The sequence below is a fragment of the Streptomyces sirii genome (assembly GCF_045690365.1).
In the GTDB taxonomy this organism is placed as follows: Bacteria; Actinomycetota; Actinomycetes; order Streptomycetales; family Streptomycetaceae; genus Streptomyces; species Streptomyces sirii.
Genome location: NZ_CP147982.1, coordinates 6794081 through 6813565, shown reverse-complemented (window position 1 = coordinate 6813565; position 19485 = coordinate 6794081). Strand labels below are relative to the sequence as shown.

Sequence of the window (19485 nt, the reverse complement as noted above, 5' to 3'; positions counted from 1 at the left end):
TGGATGCGAATTGCGGGAGGGGTCATGGCCACATCGTCTGAAGCGGTGGTCGAAGCACTACGGGCTTCACTGAAGGAGAACGAGCGGCTCAGGAACGCGGCGCAGGCCGCGGTCGAGCCGATCGCGATCGTCGGGATGGGCTGCCGGTACCCGGCCGGCGTGCGCTCCCCCGAGGAGCTGTGGGAGCTGGTCGTGGACGGCCGGGACGCCGTCGCGGGGTTCCCCACCGACCGGGGCTGGGATCTGACGTCGCTGTTCTCCGACGACCCCGACCGGCCCGGTACCTCGTACACGCGGGAGGGCGGATTCCTCTACGACGCGGCGGAGTTCGACGCCGGGTTCTTCGGCATCTCGCCGCGCGAGGCGCTCGCCATGGACCCGCAGCAGCGGCTGCTGCTGGAGACCTCCTGGGAGGCGGTCGAGCGGGCCGGCATCGACCCGCTGGCGCTGCGGGGCAGCCGGACCGGTGTCTTCGCCGGAGTGATGTACCACGACTACGGCGCCCGGCCCGGCGTGGCGACCGAGGAGGTGGAGGGGTACCTCGGCACGGGCAGCGCCGGCAGCGTCGCCTCCGGCCGGATCTCCTACACCCTGGGCCTGGAGGGCCCGGCCGTGACGGTGGACACCGCGTGCTCGTCGTCGCTGGTGGCACTGCACCTGGCGGCCTCGGCACTGCGCCGGGGCGAGTGCTCGCTGGCCCTGGCCGGCGGGGTGACGGTGATGTCGACCCCGTCGACGTTCGTGGAGTTCAGCCGGCAGCGGGGGCTGGCCCCCGACGGCCGCTGCAAGTCGTTCGCCGACGCCGCCGACGGGGCCGCCTGGAGCGAGGGCGCCGGGGTGCTGCTGCTGGAGCGGCTGTCCGACGCCCGCCGCAACGGCCGCCGCATCCTGGCGGTGGTGCGCGGCACCGCGGTGAACCAGGACGGCGCGAGCAGCGGGCTGACCGCGCCGAACGGACCGTCGCAGGAGCGGGTGATCCGGCAGGCGCTGGACGACGCGGGCCTGTCGACCGGGGACATCGACGCGATCGAGGGGCACGGCACCGGCACGCCGCTCGGCGACCCGATGGAGGCCCAGGCGATCCTGGCGACGTTCGACGGCGAGCGCGAACGCCCGCTGTGGCTCGGCTCGGTGAAGTCCAACATCGGGCACGCCCAGGCGGCCGCGGGCGTCGCCGGCGTCATCAAGATGGTGCTGGCGCTGCGGCACGGCGTGCTCCCCAAGACCCTGCACGTCGACCGGCCCTCGACCCATGTGGACTGGTCGGCCGGCGCTGTCGAGCTGCTGACGGAGACCCGGCGGTGGCCGGACCCGGGGCGGCCGCGGCGCGCCGGGGTGTCGTCCTTCGGCATCAGCGGCACCAACGCCCATGTGATCGTCGAGGCGGCCCCCGCGGCCGACCGGGACGAGGACGCCGCGCGCCCGCCCGAGGCGGCCGAACTCGCGCTGCCCTGGGTGGTGTCGGGCCGGGACGAGGACGCGCTGCGGGCCCAGGCCGAGCGGCTGCGCCGGCATCTCGAAGGCGACCGTGCCGGGCACCTCGCCGATGTGGCGTACTCCCTGGCCACGACGCGTTCGGCGTTCGACCACCGGGCGGTCGTGGTGGCGGCGGACCGCGCCGAGCTGGCGGACGGCCTCGGCCGGCTCGCCGGCGGCGAGCGGCCCGGCGCCGGTGCGCGCGGTGAAGTGTCCGACGGCAAGCTGGCCGTCCTGTTCACCGGCCAGGGCGCGCAGCGGGTGGGCATGGGGCGTGAGTGGTACGCCCGGTACCCGGTGTTCGCGGAGGCCTTCGACGCGGTCTGCGCCGAGCTGGACCGGCATCTCGACCGGCCGCTGCGCGAGGTGGTCCTCGGCCGGCCCGGCACCGAGGGACTGCTGGACGAGACCGGCTGGACCCAGCCCGCGCTGTTCGCGGTGGAGGTCGCGCTCCACCGGCTGGTGGAGTCGTGGGGGGTGCGGGCGGACTTCGTCTCCGGCCACTCCATCGGCGAGCTGGCCGCGGCACATGTCGCCGGGGTGCTGTCGCTCGCCGACGCGGCCACCCTGGCCGCCGCCCGGGGCCGCCTGATGCAGGCGCTCCCGCCCGGCGGGGCGATGACCGCGGTGCAGGCGACCGAGGACGAGGTCGCGCCGCTGCTGGCGGAGCGGGCCGGCCGGGCCGCTCTCGCGGCGGTCAACGGCCCCTCCTCCGTGGTGGTCGCCGGTGACGAGGACGCCGTCGCCGAGGTGGCCGCGCACTTCGCCGACCAGGGACGCGACACCAAGCGGCTGCGGGTCAGCCATGCGTTCCACTCGCACCGCATGGACGCCATGGTGGCGGAGTTCGCCGCCGTGGTGCGGGGGGTGTCCCTGCACGCCCCGCGGATTCCCCTCGTCTCCGCGCTGACCGGCGCCGTGGTGCGGGCCGACGAGGTGTGCACGCCGGAGTACTGGGCGCGGCACGCCCGCGAGACGGTCAGGTTCCTCGACGCGGTGCGGACGCTGGAAGCCGAGGGCGCCACCACGTTCCTGGAACTCGGCCCGGACGCGGTGCTCGCGGCGATGGGCCAGGAGTGCGCCGCCACCGGTGACGCCGTCTTCGCCGCCGCGGCGCACCGCGACGAGCCCGAGCAGCGCGCGCTGCTGGCGGCGCTGGGGCAGCTGTACGTGCGCGGCGTCGCGGTGGACTGGTCCCAGGTGTTCGCCGGTACCGGCGCCCGGCCGGTGGCGCTGCCGACGTACGCCTTCCAGCGTGAGCGGTTCTGGCTGGCGGCGGACGCGGCGGAGGCGGACCCGTCCCGGGTGGACGACCACCGCTACCGCGTCGACTGGGCGGCGCTGCCCGATGCCGGCCCGGACCGGCTGTCCGGCCGGTGGCTGCTCGTCTCCTCCGACGGCGGCGACGGCCCGGCGGCCGAGGTGCTGGCGGCGTGCGAACGCGCCGGGGCGGACGAGGTGCTCCGCCTCGGCCTCGACGCGGCCGCGACCGACCGGGCGACGCTCGCCCGCCGGCTGCGGGAGGCCGCCGGTGAGGGGCCGTTGGCGGGTGTGGTGTCCGTACTCGCCGCGGACGAGCGGCCGTTGCCGGATCTGCCCGCGCTGTCCAGGGGACTGGCGGCGACGGCGGTGCTGGCGCAGGCGCTGGGCGACGCCGGGATCGAGGCCCCACTGTGGTGCCTCACCCAGGGCGCGGTGGCCACCGACGACGCCCCGGTACGGCATCCGGCGCAGGCGGCCGTATGGGGGCTGGGCAGGGTGGCGGCGCTCGAATGGCCCGAGCGTCGCGGCGGTCTGGTCGATCTGCCCGAGCAGCTGGACGAGTCCGCCCTGTCCCGCCTCGTCGGCGTCCTCGCCGGCCCGGGCGAGGAGGGCCAACTGGCCGTCCGGACCGACGGGGTGCACGGCTGCCGGCTGGTGCGCTCGCCGCTGGCGCAGGCGCCGGTGCGGCGCGCCTGGCAGCCCACCGGCAGCGCGCTGGTGACCGGCGGAACGGGCGCGCTCGGCGCACAGGTGGCCCGCTGGCTGGCCGCCCAGGGCGCAGAGCACCTGGTGCTGCTCAGCCGCCGGGGCCCCGACGCCCCCGGTGCGGCCGAGCTGACCGACGAGCTGAAGCGGCTGGGCAGCGAGGTGACGGTCGTCGCCTGCGACCTCGGCGACCGGGACGCCCTGCGGCGGGTGGTCGAGTCGTTGCCCGAGCGGCATCCGGTCGGCACCGTCGTGCACACCGCGGGCGCGGTCCAGGCCGAGAAGCCGCTGGCCGAGTGCGACCTCGCGGAGCTCGCCGCGGTGCTGTCCGGCAAGGTCGAAGGCGCCAGGAACCTGGACGCCGTCTTCGACGGGTCCCCCGGCCGGTCCCCCGACGCGTTCGTGCTCTTCTCCTCCGGCGCCGGGCTGTGGGGCAACGTCGGGCAGGCGGCGTACGCGGCGGGCAACGCCTTCCTGGACGGGCTGGCCAGCGCCCGCCGGGCCGAGGGCCGGGCCGCGACCTCGGTGGCGTGGGGCGCCTGGGACGGCGGCGGGATGGCCGCCGCCGACGGTGCGGGCGAGCGCTTGCGCGAGCGCGGCGTACCGCTGATGGCCCCGGAGACGGCGCTGGCGGGCCTGCGGGCGGCGCTCGACCGCGACGAGACCCACACGGCCTTCGCCGACATCGACTGGGACCGGTTCGCCCCCGCGTACAGCATGTCCCGCTCCCGCGCGCTGCTGAGCGACCTGCCCGAGGCGCGGCGCGCCGTCCAGGGCGCCGCGGGGCCCGGCCGGGCCGACGCCCTGCGGGAGCGGCTCGCGGCGCTGGGCGCGGACGACCAGGACCGGCTGCTGCTGGACCTGGTGCGCACTCATGCCGCCGACGCCCTGGGACACCGCACGGCCGATCAGGTCCGGGCCACGCTGGCGTTCCGGGACCTCGGGTTCGACTCGATGGCGTCGCTGACGCTGCGCAACCGGCTCAACGAGGCCACCGGTCTCGCCCTGCCGACCACGGTGGTCTTCGACCACGCCACTCCGGCCGCGCTGGCGACGCATCTGCGCGCGCAACTTCGGCCCGGCGGCGAGCAGATCACCGCGGTGCTCGCCGAAGTGGACCGGTGGGAGACGGCCGTCGAGGCGCTGGCGCCCGACGACGACGCGCGCGGCCGGGTCGTCGCCCGGCTGCGGTCGCTGCTGTGGAAGTGGGACCGGTCCGAGGGCACCGCCGCCGACGCGGCCGGTGACGACGCGCTGACGCTGGCCACCGACGAGGAGATATTCGACATCGTCAACAAGGAGCTTGGAATCTCGTGACGACCTCAGAGGACAAACTTCGCCAGTACCTGAAGCTGGTCACCACCGAGCTCCGGCAGACCCGCGCCCGTCTCGACCACGCCGAGCAGCGCGAGCACGAGCCCGTCGCGATCGTCGCCATGGGGTGCCGCTTCCCGGGGGACGTCGCGTCCCCGGAGGAGCTGTGGCGCCTGGTCGCCGACGGCGCCGACACCGTCTCGGGGCTTCCGGAGGACCGGAACTGGGACCTTGAGGAGCTGTACGACCCGGAGCCGGGCCGGCCGGGCAGGAGCTACGTCCGTACCGGCGCCTTCCTCGGCGACGCGGCGGGGTTCGACGCCGAGTTCTTCGGGATCAACCCGCGCGAGGCGCTGTCGATGGACCCCCAGCAGCGGCTGTGGCTGGAGGTCGTCTGGGAGGCGCTGGAGCGGGCCGGTATCGACCCGGTGTCCCTGCGGGGCAGCCGCTCGGGGGTCTTCGTCGGGCTGACGCACCAGGGGTACGCCTTCCCCTCGCGGGTCAGCACGAGCGACGAGGTGGCCGGCTACCGGCTGACCGGCAGCACCGCGGCCGTGGCGGCCGGGCGGACGTCCTACGTCCTGGGGCTGACCGGTCCCGCGGTGACCATCGACACCGCCTGCTCGTCCTCGCTGGTGGCGCTGCACCAGGCGTGCCACGCGCTGCGCTCCGGGGAGTGCTCCCTGGCGCTGGCCGGCGGGGTGACCGTGATGGCCACCCCGAACGCCTTCGTGGAGTTCAGCCGGCAGCGCGGGCTGGCCTCCGACGGCCGGTGCAAGTCCTTCGCCGCGGCGGCCGACGGCACCGGCTGGGGCGAGGGCGCCGGCGCGCTGGTGCTGGAGCGGCTCTCCGACGCGCGGCGCAACGGCCACCCGGTGCTGGCCGTCATCCGCGGCTCCGCCGTCAACCACGGTGGCGCCGGCAACGGCCTGACCGCCCCCAACGGCCCGTCCCAGCAGCGGCTGATCGAGGACGCGCTGGCCGACGCCCGGCTGTCGCCCGCCGAGGTCGACGCGGTCGAGGCGCACGGCACCGGGACCACTCTGGGCGATCCGATCGAGGCCCGGGCGCTGCTGGCGACCTACGGCCAGGGCCGGGCGGCGGACCGTCCGCTGTGGCTGGGGTCGGTGAAGTCCAACATCGCGCACACCCAGGCGGCCTCCGGTGTGGCCGGAGTGATCAAGATGGTGATGGCGATGCGGCACGGCGTGCTGCCGCGGACGCTGCATGTGGACGAGCCCACGCCGCATGTCGACTGGTCGGCGGGCGCGGTGCGGCTGCTGACCGAGGAGCGGCGGTGGCCGGCGGACGACCATCCGCGCCGGGCGGCCGTCTCGTCCTTCGGGGTCAGCGGCACCAACGCGCATGTCGTCCTGGAGCAGGCCGCCCCCGAGGACCTCGCCGCCGAGGCCGCTGTGCCGGACACCCGCCCCGCGGCGGCCGGTCCCTCGGCAACGCCGTGGGTGGTGTCCGGGGTGAGCCGTCAGGCGCTGCGGGCGCAGGCGGCGCGGCTGGCCGAGTACGCCGACGCCCGTCCGGAGGTGGCCGCGGCGGACATCGGGCACGCCCTGGCGACGACCCGGTCGGTCTTCGCGCACCGCGCGGTCGTGGTCGCCGCCGACCGGAGCGAACTGGTCAAGGGTCTGGTGGCGCTGTCGCGCGGCGAGGAGTCGCCGGCGGTCGTCACGGGCCCGGCGGGCGAGGCCGGGGCGGGTGCCGGGGCTCCGGCCGGGCGGGAGAAGACGGTGTTCGTCTTCCCCGGCCAGGGTTCGCAGTTCGCCGGGATGGCCGCCGGGCTGCTTCGGACCTCACCGGTCTTCCGGGAGGCCGTCGAGGAGTGCGCCGCGGCGCTGGCGCCGCACGTGGACTGGTCGCTGCTCCGGGTGCTGCGCGGCGAGGCGGACGACGACTGGCTGGAGCGGGTCGACATCGTGCAGCCGGCGCTGTTCGCGGTGATGGTGTCGCTGGCCGCGCTGTGGCGCTCGGTGGGCGTGGAACCGGACGCGGTGGTGGGCCATTCGCAGGGCGAGATCGCCGCCGCGTGCGTGGCGGGCGTGCTGTCGCTCAAGGACGCGGCCCGGGTGGTGGCCGTCCGCAGCAAGGCGCTGCGGGCGCTGGCCGGCCACGGCGGCATGGTCACCGTCGCGCTGGGCGAGACCGGGGCCGCGGCGCTGCTCGCGCCCTGGGGCGAGCGGCTGTCGGTGGCGGCGGTCAACAGCCCTTCGTCGGTGGTGGTCTCCGGCGACGGCGAGGCGCTGGAGGAGCTGATGGCCCGGTGCGAGGAGGACGGCCTGCGGGCCCGCCGCATCCCGGTGGACTACGCCTCGCACTCCCCGCAGGTCGAGGCGGTCCGCGACGATCTGCACCGGGCGCTGGCCGGGATCACCCCCAACACGCCGCGGGTGGCGTTCCGTTCGACGGTCACCGGCACCTTCCTGCAGGCCGACGACCTGGGGGCCGAGTACTGGTACCGCAACCTGCGGCAGCCGGTGCGGCTGGCGGAGGTCACCCGGGAACTGGCGACGAGCGGATACGACACCTTCCTGGAGATCAGCCCGCATCCGGTGCTGACCGTGCCGATGCAGGAGACGATGGAGCACGCCGAGGTGACCGGCGCGCTGGTGACCGGGTCGCTGCGCCGGGACGACGGGGGGCTGGACGGCTTCCTGCGCGCGGCCGGCGGGCTGTACGCACACGGCGTCGACGTCGACTGGACACCGGTGTTCGCGGGCCGCGAGGCGGCCCGGGTGGACCTGCCGACGTACGCCTTCCAGCGGCAGCAGTACTGGCTGGACGACCGGGACGGCGGCGCGGACCTCGCGGCGACGGGCCTCGCGGCGGGCGACCACCCGCTGGTCGGGGCGGTCGTCGCCACCGCGACCGGGGACGGGCTGGTGCTCAGCGGGCGGATCTCGGCCCGGTCCCATCCGTGGCTCGCCGACCACGCGGTGCACGACACGGTACTGCTGCCCGGCACGGCGTTCCTCGAACTGGCCCTGCACGCCGGACAGTTGCTCGGTGTCGGGCAGGTGCAGGAGCTGACGATCCAGGCCCCGCTGGCGCTGCCCGAGGACGGCGAGGTGACGCTTCAGGTGGTCGCCGCCCACCGGGACGGCGCCGAGGGCTGGACCGTCGGCGTGCACTCCAGGACCGGGGACGAGGAGCCCTGGACGCAGCACGCGTCCGGCGTCCTGGTCGAGGACGGACCGCCGCCCGCGTCCGAGAGCGGGGCCTGGCCCCCGGTGGACGCGGTCGCCCTCGACGTGAGCGACCACTACACCGGGCTGGCCGACCGGGGCTACGCCTACGGGCCGGCCTTCCAAGGACTGCGCTCCGCCTGGCGGCGGGGCGAATCGGTCTTCGCCGAGGTACGGCTCGACGACGAACACCTCGCCGACGCCGAGTCCTTCGGCCTGCATCCGGCGCTGCTGGACGCGGCGCTGCACGCCGTGGCACTGGCCGCCGGCGAGGACGGAGCGGAGCCGGCGCAGGGGCGGCCCCTGCTGCTGCCGTTCTCGTGGAGCAACGTCGCGCTGCACGCCGTCGGGGCGTCCGCGCTGCGGGTGGCGCTGTCGCCGGCGGGCACGGACGCGGTGACCGTCACCCTCACCGACCCGGCCGGGAACCCGGTGGCCACGGTGGACTCGCTGGCCCTTCGGCCGGTCGACCCGGCCCGACTGGCCCCCGCGCACCGGCCCCGGCACGACGGGCTGTACCGCCTCACCTGGCCGGCCGCCCCGGCCGCGCGGCAGGCGGCGCCCGGCAGTTGGGCGCTGGTGGGCTCCGCCCCCGGCTTCGAGGAGAGCGCGGACGCACCGGCCGCGCTGCGGCGCCACGCCGATCTGGCCGCGCTGGGCGAGAGCCTTCGCGCGGGCGGCCCGGAGCCCGACGCCGTGGTGGTGTCCTGCGCCACGGACCCCGCCGACGGCGACGGCGACAGCGCCGGCATGGACGCCGTACGGCCCACGACGGTGCGGGCACTGGAGCTGCTCCAGGCCTACCTCGCCGACGACCAACTCGCGGCCTCGCGGCTGGTGTTCGTGACCCGCGGCGCGGTGGCGGCGCACACCGAGGACGTCCCGGACTCCGCGCAGGCGGCGGTCTGGGGGCTGGTGCGGTCGGCGCAGACCGAGCACCCCGACCGCTTCGTCCTGGTCGACCTCGACGGCGCCGGTCCGCCCGCCGAGCAGCTGGCCGCGGCGCTGGCCACCGGCGAACCGCAGATCGCGGTGCGCGCCGGCGAGGCTCTGGTGCCGCGGCTGGCCAAGGCCGGCATACCGGCGCAACGGCCCGAGCGGGAGCGGCCGTTCGCCGAGGGGACCGTACTGATCACCGGTGGCACCGGCCTGCTCGGCAGGCTGCTGGCCCGTCATCTGGCGGCCGAGCACGGCGCCACCCGCCTGCTGCTGGTGGGCCGCCAGGGCCCGTCGGCCCCGGGAGCCGCCGAGCTGGTGGCGGAGCTGGCCGAGCTGGGCGCCGCGGCGGAGGTGGCCGCATGCGATGTGGCCGACCGGGACGCCCTGGCCGCGCTGCTGGCGCGGATACCCGACAGCGCCCCGCTGACCGCCGTGATCCACGCGGCCGGGGTGCTGGACGACGCGATGGTGACCGATGTGACACCGGAGCGGCTCGGCCGGGTCGCCCGCCCCAAGACCGACGCGGCGGCGCACCTCGACGAACTGACCCGCGGGACGGACCTGTCGGCGTTCGTGCTGTTCTCGTCGGCCTCGGGCGTCCTCGGGACGGCCGCGCAGGCGGCGTACGCCTCGGCGAACGCGGCCCTGGACGCGCTGGCGCAGCGCCGCCGGGCCGCCGGCCTGCCCGCCACGTCGCTGGTCTGGGGCTTCTGGGAGCAGCAGAGCGGAATGACCGGACACCTCGGCGAGGTGGACCTGGCCCGGATCGCGCGCTCGGGAATGCGGCCGCTGACCTCACAGGAGGGCCTGGAGCTCTTCGACCGGGCACTGACGGACGGGGACCCGGTACTGGCGGCCCTGCGGATCGACGCGGCGGCCCTACGGGCGCGAGCCGCCTCCGGTGCGGTCCCACCGGTGCTGCGCACCCTGGCGGGCCCCGCCGTGCGCAGGGCGGCGGCCCTCGGGCGCGGCGCCACGGGCCCGTCGGAGCCGACGGCCGTCGAGGGCCTGGACGGGCTGCCCGAGGACGAGCGGGAGCGGGTGCTGCTGGACCTCGTACGCACCACGGTGGCGACGGTGCTGGGGCACCGTTCCCCGGACGAGATCGCGGACACCCGGGGCTTCTTGGAGCTGGGCTTCGACTCGTTGACCGCCGTCGAGCTGCGCAACCGGCTCGCCGCCGCGACCGGGCGCCGCCTGCCGACCACCCTGGTCTTCGACCACCCCACGCCGCAGGCCGTCGCCCGGCACCTCGGCACGCTGCTGGCCCCGGACGGGGACCGGCCCGCCGCCGACGTCCTGGCCGGCCTCGACCGGCTGGCGGCCGGACTGCGCGCCACGCGGCAGGGGGACGAGGTGCGCGAACGGGCCCTTGCGCGGCTGTCGGATCTGCTGACCGAGCTGACCGGGCAGGACGGCGCCGACGCGGACCTGGGGCTCGACGCGGCGAGTGACGAGGAACTGTTCGACCTGGTGGACAACCGGTTCAGCAATGCCAATTGACCAGCCGTCGTGCCGGCTGTCGGAAAGGTGGGGAACGCATGGCGGATGAGAACAAGCTCCGCGCATACCTCAAGCGGGCGATCGCGGAGGGGCAGCAGACGCGGCAGCGACTGGAGGAGGTGGAGGCCAGGGCCCGGGAGCCGATCGCCGTGGTCTCGATGGCCTGCCGGTTCCCCGGCGGCGCCACCAGCCCCGAGGACCTGTGGCGGCTGGTCGCCGACGGACGCGACACGCTCTCCGGGCTGCCGACCGACCGGGGCTGGGACCTCGACCGGCTGCTGGACCCCGACACCGAAGGACCGGGCAGATCGCACGCCGGGGTGGGCGGATTCCTCTACGACTCCGCGGAGTTCGACCCGGAGTTCTTCGGGATCAGTCCGCGCGAGGCGCTGGCGATGGACCCCCAGCAGCGCCTGATGCTGGAGCTGACCTGGGAGGTCCTCGAACGGGCCCGGATCGCCCCGGACTCCCTGCGCGGCAGCCGGACCGGCGTCTTCCTCGGCGTGATGTACAGCGACTACGGCGGCCGCTTCACCCACGCGCCGGAGGCGCTGGAGGGCTACCTCGGCAACGGCAGCGCCGGCAGCGTCGCGTCCGGCCGGCTGTCGTACACCTTCGGGCTGGAGGGGCCCGCGGTGACGGTGGACACCGCGTGCTCGTCGTCGCTGGTGGCGCTGCACCTGGCGAGCAGCGCGCTGCGCTCCGGGGAGTGCTCCCTGGCCCTGGCGGGCGGGGTGACGGTGATGTCCACGCCGGGCGTGTTCGTGGAGTTCAGCCGCCAGGGCGGACTGGCCTCCGACGGGCGGTGCAAGTCCTTCGCCGCGGCGGCCGACGGCACCGGCTGGGGCGAGGGCGCCGGCGTCCTGGTACTGGAGCGGCTGTCGGACGCGCGGGCGAACGGCCACCCGGTGCTGGCCGTCCTCCGCGGCTCCGCCGTCAACCAGGACGGCGCCAGCAGCGGGCTGACCGCGCCGAACGGCCCCTCGCAGCAGCGGGTGATCCGCCAGGCGCTGGCCCAGGCCCGGCTGTCGCCGTCCGACGTGGACGCCGTCGAGGCGCACGGGACCGGCACCCGTCTCGGCGACCCGATCGAGGCGCAGGCCCTCCTCGCGACGTACGGCCAGGACCGCCCCGCGGACCGCCCGCTGTGGCTGGGTTCGGTGAAGTCCAACATCGGGCACACCCAGGCCGCCGCCGGCGTCGCCGGGGTGATCAAGATGGTGATGGCGATGCGGCGGGGCGTCCTGCCGGCGAGCCTGCACATCGACGAGCCGACGCCGCACGTGGAGTGGTCGGCCGGCGGCGTGGAGCTGCTGACCCGGCAACGCCCGTGGCCCGAGGGCACCGGACCGCGCCGGGCGGGCGTCTCGTCCTTCGGGGTCAGCGGCACCAACGCGCACGTCATCCTGGAGCAGGCGCCCCGGGAGGAGGCGGGCGGCGAGGCCACGGAGGGCTTCGACGACGACGGCGTCGTGCTGCCCTGGCTGCTGTCGGCGAAGAGCGCGGAGGCACTGCGGGCGCAGGCGCGCAGGCTGGTGGCGCACCTCGACGAGCGGCCCGGCGAGCGGCCGGTCGACACCGCCTGGTCGCTGAGCCGGCGCCCGGCGCTGGACCACCGGGCGGTCGTGGTGGCCCGGGACCGCGACCAGGTGCGCCGGGCGCTCGGCGCCCTGGCCGACGCCGACGCCGCGCCCGGCCTGGTCCGCGGCGTGTCCGGCGGGTCCGCACTCGCCTTCCTGTTCACCGGCCAGGGCAGCCAGCGCCGGGAGATGGGCCGGGAGCTGTACGCCGCGTTCCCGGCGTTCGCCGATGCGCTGGACACGGTCTACGAGCAGCTGGACACCCATCTGGACCGCCCGCTCAAGGAGGTGGTCTCCGGCGACGAGGGCGCCGAGGGCCTGCTGGACCACACCGCATACGCCCAGCCGGCGCTGTTCGCCTTCGAGGTGGCGCTGTTCCGGCTGCTGGAGCACTGGGGCGTACGGCCGGACTTCGTCGCCGGCCATTCGATCGGCGAGCTGGCCGCGGCGCACGCGGCCGGCGTGCTGTCCCTGCCGGACGCCGCGCGCCTGGTGGCGCAGCGGGGCCGGCTGATGCAGCGGATGCCCTCCGGCGGGGCGATGGTGGCCGTCCAGGCCACCGAGGAGGAGGTGCTGCCGTTCCTGGAGGACTTCCACGGCAGGGTCGCCGTCGCGGCGGTCAACGGGCCGTCCTCGATCGTCCTCAGCGGTGACGAGGCCGCGGTGGAGGAGACCGCGCGGGGGTTCGCCGCACGCGGGCGCAAGACCCGGCGGCTGACGGTGAGCCACGCCTTCCACTCCCCCCACATGGACGGGATGCTGGACGAATTCCGCGCGGTGGCCGCGGAGTTGGACTTCCGGGCACCGCGGATCCCGCTGGTGTCCACCCTGACCGGGGACCTTGCGACGGCGCAGGAGCTGGCTTCGCCGGACTACTGGGTGCGCCACGCACGCGAGGCGGTGCGCTTCCTCGACGCGGTCCGCACCCTCGAAGCCCGCGGCGCCGGCCGGTTCCTGGAACTGGGACCGGACGGCGTCCTCGTGCCCATGGCCCAGAGCGCGCTCGCGGACGACGGCGCCGCGGTACTGGCCGCGACCGCGCGGGCCGACCGGTCGGAGGAGGAGACGCTGGTCGCGGCCGTGTCCCGGCTGCACGCCCACGGCACACCGGTGGACTGGGCGACGTACTTCTCCGGAACCGGCGCCCGACCGGTCGACCTGCCGACCTACCCGTTTCAGCGCCGGCGCCTCTGGCTCGACGCGGCCCCGGAAGGACCGGGCGCGGGCCAGGCGCACCTGGCGGGCCTGCGCGAGGTCGGCCATGCGCTGCTCGGCGGCGCCATCGACCTGCCGACCGGGGACGCGACCCTCTTCACCGGCCGGCTGTCGTCGGCCGACCACCCCTGGCTCGCCGACCACACGGTGCTCGGCACCCCGCTGCTGCCCGGCACCGCGCTGGTGGACCTGGCCCTGGCCGCCGGCCGGGAGGCCGGCCTGCCCGAGGTCGAGGAACTCACCCTGGAAGCACCGCTGGTGCTCGCGGAGAACGGCGCCGTGCACGTCCAGGTCCTCGTCGGCGCCGCGGACGACTCCGGACGCCGTCCGGTGAGCATCCACTCCCGGCCCGAGGACGCGTCCCCGCAGGAGGAACCGACCCGGCACGCCACCGGCCTCCTGTGTGCCCCGGCCGCCCAGGAGCCCGAGCGGCTCGCGGTGTGGCCCCCCGAAGGCGCCACCGAGGTCGGGGTGTCGGACCTCTACGACGATCTCGCCGCCGCGGGCCTGGGGTACGGCCCGATGTTCCGGGGACTCGGGGCCGCCTGGCGGCGCGGCACGGAGCTCTTCGCCGAAGTGGCGCTGCCCCGGCAGGACACGGGCGGAGCCGGCGACTTCGGCGTGCACCCCGCGCTGCTGGACGCCGCGCTGCACGGCGTCGGCCTGGGCGGCCTGATCGAGGGCGGGGGCGGCGCCCGGGTGCCGTTCTCCTGGAACGGCGTGGCGCTGCACCGCACCGGGGCTTCGGTCCTGCGCGTCAGGCTCGCGCCGGCCGGGCCCGACAGCGTGGCGGTGGCGGCCGCGGACGAGGACGGCCGGCCGGTGGCCTCGGTGCGCTCCCTCGTGCTGCGGCCGGTCACCCGCGAGCAGATCCAGGCCGCGGGCGGGGCCCGGCGCGATGCGCTCTTCCGCGTCGACTGGCCGCGGGTCGAGGCGTCCGGGACGACGCCGGTGCGGACGTGCGCCGTGGTGGGTGCGGACGGCGCCGAGTCGGCCCCCGGCCTGGAGTCGGCCGGCATCCAGGTCGTCCGCGCCACCGATCTGGCGGAGCTGGGCGAGGCGGTCGCCGCGGGCGCGCCGGTACCGGACGCGGTCGTGCTGGCCGTCGGTGCGCCCGCCGACGGCGCGGATGCCGCGGCGGCCGGCCGCGACGCCGTCCACGAGGCGCTGGCGGCGGCCCAAACGTGGCTGGCCGACCCGCGCTTCGCCGGAAGCCGACTGGCCTTCGTGACCCGGGGCGCGGTGGCCGCCGGCCCCGGCGAGGACGGCCCGGCACCGGCTCAGGCGCCGGTATGGGGCCTGATCCGCTCCGCGCAGACCGAGAACCCGGACCGCTTCGTACTGATCGACACGGACGGGGAGGAGGCCTCGCGACGCGCACTGGCCGCGGCGCTCGGCACCGGCGAACCCCAGCTGGCGCTGCGCGCCGGCGAACTTCGCGCCCCCCGGCTCGCCCAGGTACCGGTGTCCGGCGCGCCGCAGGACCTCGCGCTGGACCCCGACGGCACCGTCCTGGTGACCGGCGGCACCGGAGGCCTCGGCGCCCAGGTCGCCCGATGGCTGGCCGACCGGCACGGCGTACGGCACCTGGTCCTGGCGAGCCGCCGCGGCCGGGCGGCCGACGGCGCCGCGGAGCTGGCCGCCGAACTGGCCGGGCTCGGCGCCCAGGTCACCGTCGCCGCCTGCGACGTGGCCGACCGGGACGCGCTGGCGGAGCTGCTGGCGGGCATCCCCGCCGCGCACCCGCTGTCCGCCGTGGTGCACACGGCCGGTGTGATCGACGACGGCGTGCTCACCTCGCTGACGCCGGAGCGGGTGGACGCGGTGCTGCGGGCCAAGATGGACGCGGCCTCGCATCTGCACGAACTCACCCGGGACGCCGGTCTGTCGGCGTTCGTGCTGTTCTCCTCGGCGGCCGGCGTCCTGGGCGCCGCGGGCCAGGGAAACTACGCCGCGGCGAACGCCTTCCTCGACGCGCTGGCACAGCACCGGGCCGCCCAGGGGCTGCCCGCGGTCTCGCTGGCCTGGGGACCGTGGGAACAGCAACAGGGCGGTATGACCGGCACGCTGGAGGCGGACGACCTCGCCCGGCTCGCCCGCACCGGCGTGGTCGCGCTGACCTCCGCGGAGGGCCTGGCCCTGTTCGACGCGGCCTGGGCGGGCGAGGAACCACTGCTCGTCCCGATGCGCCTGGACACCGCGGTGCTGCGCGGCACGGCGGGCCGGGCGAACGTGCCGGCCGCGCTGCGCGGACTGCTCCCCGCGACACGCCCGGAACCGGCCCCGGCGGCCCGGGCGCTGACCGAACTCGGCGAGCGGGAACTGGCGGCGGCGCTGCGCGAGTTGGTGCGGGCGCGCGCGGCCGGCGTGCTGGGGCACACCGCCGTCGCGGAGTTCGACGACTCCCGGCCGTTCCTGGAGTCGGGGTTCGACTCGCTGACCGCGGTGGAGCTGCGCAACGCGCTCGGCGAGGCGACCGGTCTGCGGCTGCCCGCCACGGTGGTGTTCGACAGCGGCACGCCGGCGGCGCTCGCCGTACGGCTGGGCGAACTGCTGAGCGCCGCCCGACCCGGCCAGGGCGGCGGCGCCCAGCCGGAGGACACCATCGACGCCCTGTACCGGCAGGCCTGCCAGGAGAACAGGATCGGCGAGGCGAACGAGTTCCTGGCGGCCGCCTCCCGGCTGCGGCCGACGTTCACGGCCGGCCAGGAGGGCGCCGCCGCGGAACCGCTGCGGTTGGCCGCGGGCCCCGAGCGCCCCGCCCTGATCTGCTTCCCCAGCGTCGGGGCGTCGTCGAGCCCGCTGCAGTACGCGCGCTTAGCCGCGGCTCTCGACGGGCTGCGCGAGGTGTCGGTGCTGCCGGTGCCGGGCTTCGTGGCCGGCGAGCTGCTGCCCGCCGACTTCGACACCATGGTGGAGACCCAGGCCGACGCGGTGCTGCGCTGTGCGGGCGACGCCCCGTACGCCCTGGCCGGATACTCCTCCGGCGGCTGGCTCGCCAACGCCGTGGCGGGATGCCTGGAGCGGCGCGGCCGCGGCCCGTCGGCCGTGGTGCTGCTGGACACCTACTTCGTCGACGACAACCTGCCGCTGGTCCAACCGGCGCTGACCCGGGGCATGTTCGACCGGGAGGACACCTTCGGCCGGATCGACCACGTCCGCTGGACCGCGATGGGCGCGTATCTGCGGATGTTCGCCGACTTCACGCCGGCCGCCACCCAGGCGCCCACCGTCATGATCCAGGCCACCGACCCGATGCCCGCCGACGGCGACACGGCCGAGCCGCCGCCCGAAGCGGGAGCGCGCGCCCTGGCGTTCCCCATGGCCGTCGAGCCCGTACCCGGCGACCACTTCACGATCGTGGAGGACGACGCCGAAGCGGTCGCGCGGTCGGTGCACGCCTGGCTCACCGCCCCCTCCCACCGTCCCGGCCCGTGACCGACCACGGCCCGGGAAACCCACGCTCCGTCAACTCCGAACGAAAGAGAACCGACATGACCGAGACATCGACGGCGACGACCGGCGAGGAACTCCACGAGTACCCGATGCGGCGGGGCTGCCCCTACCACCCGCCGACGGAGTACACCGAGCTCGCCGAGGAGGGCCCGCTCTCCCAGGTGCGGCTGTACGACGGCCGGACCGCGTGGCTGGTGACCCAGCACAAGGAGACGCGCGAGATGTTCGCCGACGCCAAGCTCTTCTCCTCCGACCACGACAACCCGGCCTTCCCGATCCTGGCCGAACGGGAGAAGAACTTCCCCGAGTTCACCCAGGAGCTGTTCGGCCTGGACGGGGAGCCGCACAAGTCCCGCCGGCGCATGCTGCTGCCGCGCTTCACCGCCAAGCAGGTGGAGAAGCTCCGGCCGATGATCCAGTCGGTCGCCGACGAGCTGATCGACGAACTGCTGCGGCACGAGGGGCCGGTCGACCTGGTCTCGGTGCTGGGCCGGCCGCTGCCGTCGCGGGTGATCTGCAAGATGCTCGGCATCTCCTACGAGGAGCACGAGCTCTTCGAGGTGCATGCCCAGGGCATCATGCAGGCCCCCGACCTGGAGAAGGCCGTCGAGGCCGGCCGCGAACTGCTCGACTACCTGGTCAAGGTCGTACAGGCCAAGCAGACCAACCTGGGCGACGACCTGCTCAGCACGCTCATCACCGAGCGGCTGAACACCGGCGAGCTGACCTCGATCGAGGTGTCGAAGCTCATGGTCGCCCTGCTGATCGGCGGCCAGGAGACGACCACGAGCATGATCGGTCTGGGCACCCTCACGCTGCTGGAGCACCCGGACCAGCTGGCGATGCTGCGCGAGGACCCCGAACTGCTGCCCGGCGCGGTGGAGGAGCTGATGCGCTTTCTGTCCATCGCCGACCTGACCACGCTGCGCGTCGCCACCACCGACGTGGAGGTGGCCGGGCAGGTGATCAAGGAGGGCGACGGCGTCATCCTCTCGACCGCCGCGGCCAACCGCGACCCCGGCGCCTTCGAGGACCCCGACGCCTTCGACATCCGCCGCTCCACCCAGGGCCACCTGGCCTTCGGCCACGGACCCCACCGGTGCCTGGGCGAGAACCTGGCCAGGGCCGAGCTGGAGATCCTCTTCGGCACCCTGTTCAAGCGGATTCCCACGCTCCGGCTGGCCGTTCCGATGGACCAGGTCTCCATGAAGGTCGGCATGACGCTGGAGGGCCTGCACGACCTCCCCGTCACCTGGTAGGGGCCACCCGCCAGGGGCCACCCGCCATCCGCCCGCATTTCCTTCCCGATTAGGACGCACACATGGACGACCGCTACGCGATCATCGAGACCTGCGATCGCATGGGCTGGCACACCGACCGCCACGAATGGGACAAGGCCACCGCCTTGTTCACCCCCAAGGTTCTCCTGGACTACACCAGCCTGCTCGGCGGAGAGCCGGTCACGCTGGCGGCGACGGAGCTCATCGATTCCTGGGTCGCGGTGCTCGGCGGCTACGACGCCTCCCAGCACCTGATGACCAATCATCTGGTGATCCTGGACGGCGACACCGCGGAATGCACCGCCTCTTTCCAGGCGACCCACCGGCTGGAAAACCCGCTCGGCTCCCCTTTGTGGCGCATCGGCGGAACCTACCGCTTCCATCTCGTGCGTTCCGGCGGCAGCTGGAGGATCGACGAGCTGGCGATGTCGATTCTCTGGGCGGAGGGAAACAAGAACATCGCGGATATCGCCGCGGAACGCCAACGGGCGAAGGCGGAGAACTGAGCGCGCCGAGCCCGCGTCCGTAGCCCACCGGCCCATTCATCACCACATCGCTGACGAAGACAGGAGCACATCATGGTCCAGGGGAACAGCACGTCAACAGGCCTGCGGGGAAAGCGCGCACTCGTCACGGGCGGCACCCGCGGCATCGGCCTGGCGATCGTTCAGCGCCTGGTCGAGGAGGGCGCGACCGTGGTGACCTCGGCGCGCAAAGAGGCGCCGGGACTTCCGGATGCGGTACGGCTGGTCACCGCCGACGTGAGCACCCGGGAAGGCGTCGCGCACCTGGCGGACAGCGCCTTCGAGATACTCGGCGGGGTCGACATACTCGTCAACAACGCGGGCGGCGCGAGCAGCGGCGGAATGCCGCACTTCGGCGGCTCCGCCTCGATCCCCGACGAGGACTGGGTCGAGGCCCTGATGACGAACTACCTCGCCGCGGTGCGTCTGGACCGGGCCGTCCTGCCGTCGATGATCGAGCGGCGCAGCGGCGTGATCATCGAGGTGGCCTCGACCGTCGCCCGCCGCCCGGCCGGCGCCCTGCTGCACTACGGGGCGGCGAAGGCGGCGCTCATCAACTACGCGAAGGGCCTGGCGACCGAGGTCGCCCCGCACAACGTACGCGTCAACAGCGTGCTCCCCGGGCTGGTCAAGACGCCCGCCATGGACATGGTCGCGGAGAACCTCATGGGGAGCACCGGCCAGGACGGCGACGCGGTCGTCCACATGATCGTCGAAGCCGAAGGCGCCCCGATGGCGGGCATCACCGAACCGACCGACGTGGCCGACCTCGTGGCCTTCCTTGCCTCCGACCGAGCCCAGCGCATCACCGGCGCCGGCTACGTGATCGACGCCGGCGCCCTCCCCCAGGTGTAACCCTCACCCACCCCCGACCCCACCCACCCCCCTCTCCCCTCTCCCCTCTCCCCACCAGATATCTCCCCTCCCCTCCCCTCCCTTTCGGGCCGGCGTCGCACTCCTGACGCCGGCCCGAACCACTGAGGCGGGCGGTCACCTCCCGCACCCCCGTCGAACAAGCGGCCGGATTCCAGTA

6 protein-coding genes are annotated in these 19485 nt (G+C 75.2%); all 6 read left to right on the top strand.

From position 1 onward, the window contains the following. The first annotated feature begins 45 nt into the window (after positions 1 to 45). The 6 genes from WAB15_RS30525 (at position 46) to WAB15_RS30500 (ending at position 19307) form a co-directional block, all read left to right on the top strand. Positions 46 to 4761 carry a type I polyketide synthase gene (locus WAB15_RS30525; RefSeq protein WP_407289324.1) on the top strand — a complete coding sequence of 1572 codons (4716 nt, stop codon included), beginning with the start codon at positions 46 to 48 and terminating at the stop codon, positions 4759 to 4761. Further along, positions 4725 to 10397, top strand: a complete 5673-nt coding sequence (locus tag WAB15_RS30520) for an SDR family NAD(P)-dependent oxidoreductase (protein ID WP_407289323.1) — start codon at positions 4725 to 4727, stop codon at positions 10395 to 10397. The genes WAB15_RS30525 and WAB15_RS30520 overlap by 37 nt, the downstream gene beginning before the upstream one ends. Positions 10398 to 10435: 38 nt before the next feature. After that, the gene (locus tag WAB15_RS30515; protein WP_407288177.1) at positions 10436 to 16630 is read left to right on the top strand and encodes a type I polyketide synthase; all 6195 of its coding nucleotides are present in this window, start codon (positions 10436 to 10438) and stop codon (positions 16628 to 16630) included. A 56-nt stretch (positions 16631 to 16686) separates the two neighbouring features. Continuing rightward, positions 16687 to 17907 (top strand): cytochrome P450, encoded by a 1221-nt coding sequence (locus WAB15_RS30510; RefSeq protein WP_407288176.1) that lies wholly within the window; start codon positions 16687 to 16689, stop codon positions 17905 to 17907. 62 nt (positions 17908 to 17969) lie between these two features. Next, positions 17970 to 18434: a nuclear transport factor 2 family protein gene (locus tag WAB15_RS30505; RefSeq protein WP_407288175.1), complete on the top strand. Its 465-nt coding sequence runs from the start codon at positions 17970 to 17972 to the stop codon at positions 18432 to 18434. Positions 18435 to 18506: 72 nt separating this feature from the next. Next, positions 18507 to 19307 carry an oxidoreductase gene (locus WAB15_RS30500; RefSeq protein ID WP_407288174.1) on the top strand — a complete coding sequence of 267 codons (801 nt, stop codon included), beginning with the start codon at positions 18507 to 18509 and terminating at the stop codon, positions 19305 to 19307. The last annotated feature ends 178 nt before the right edge of the window (positions 19308 to 19485 follow it).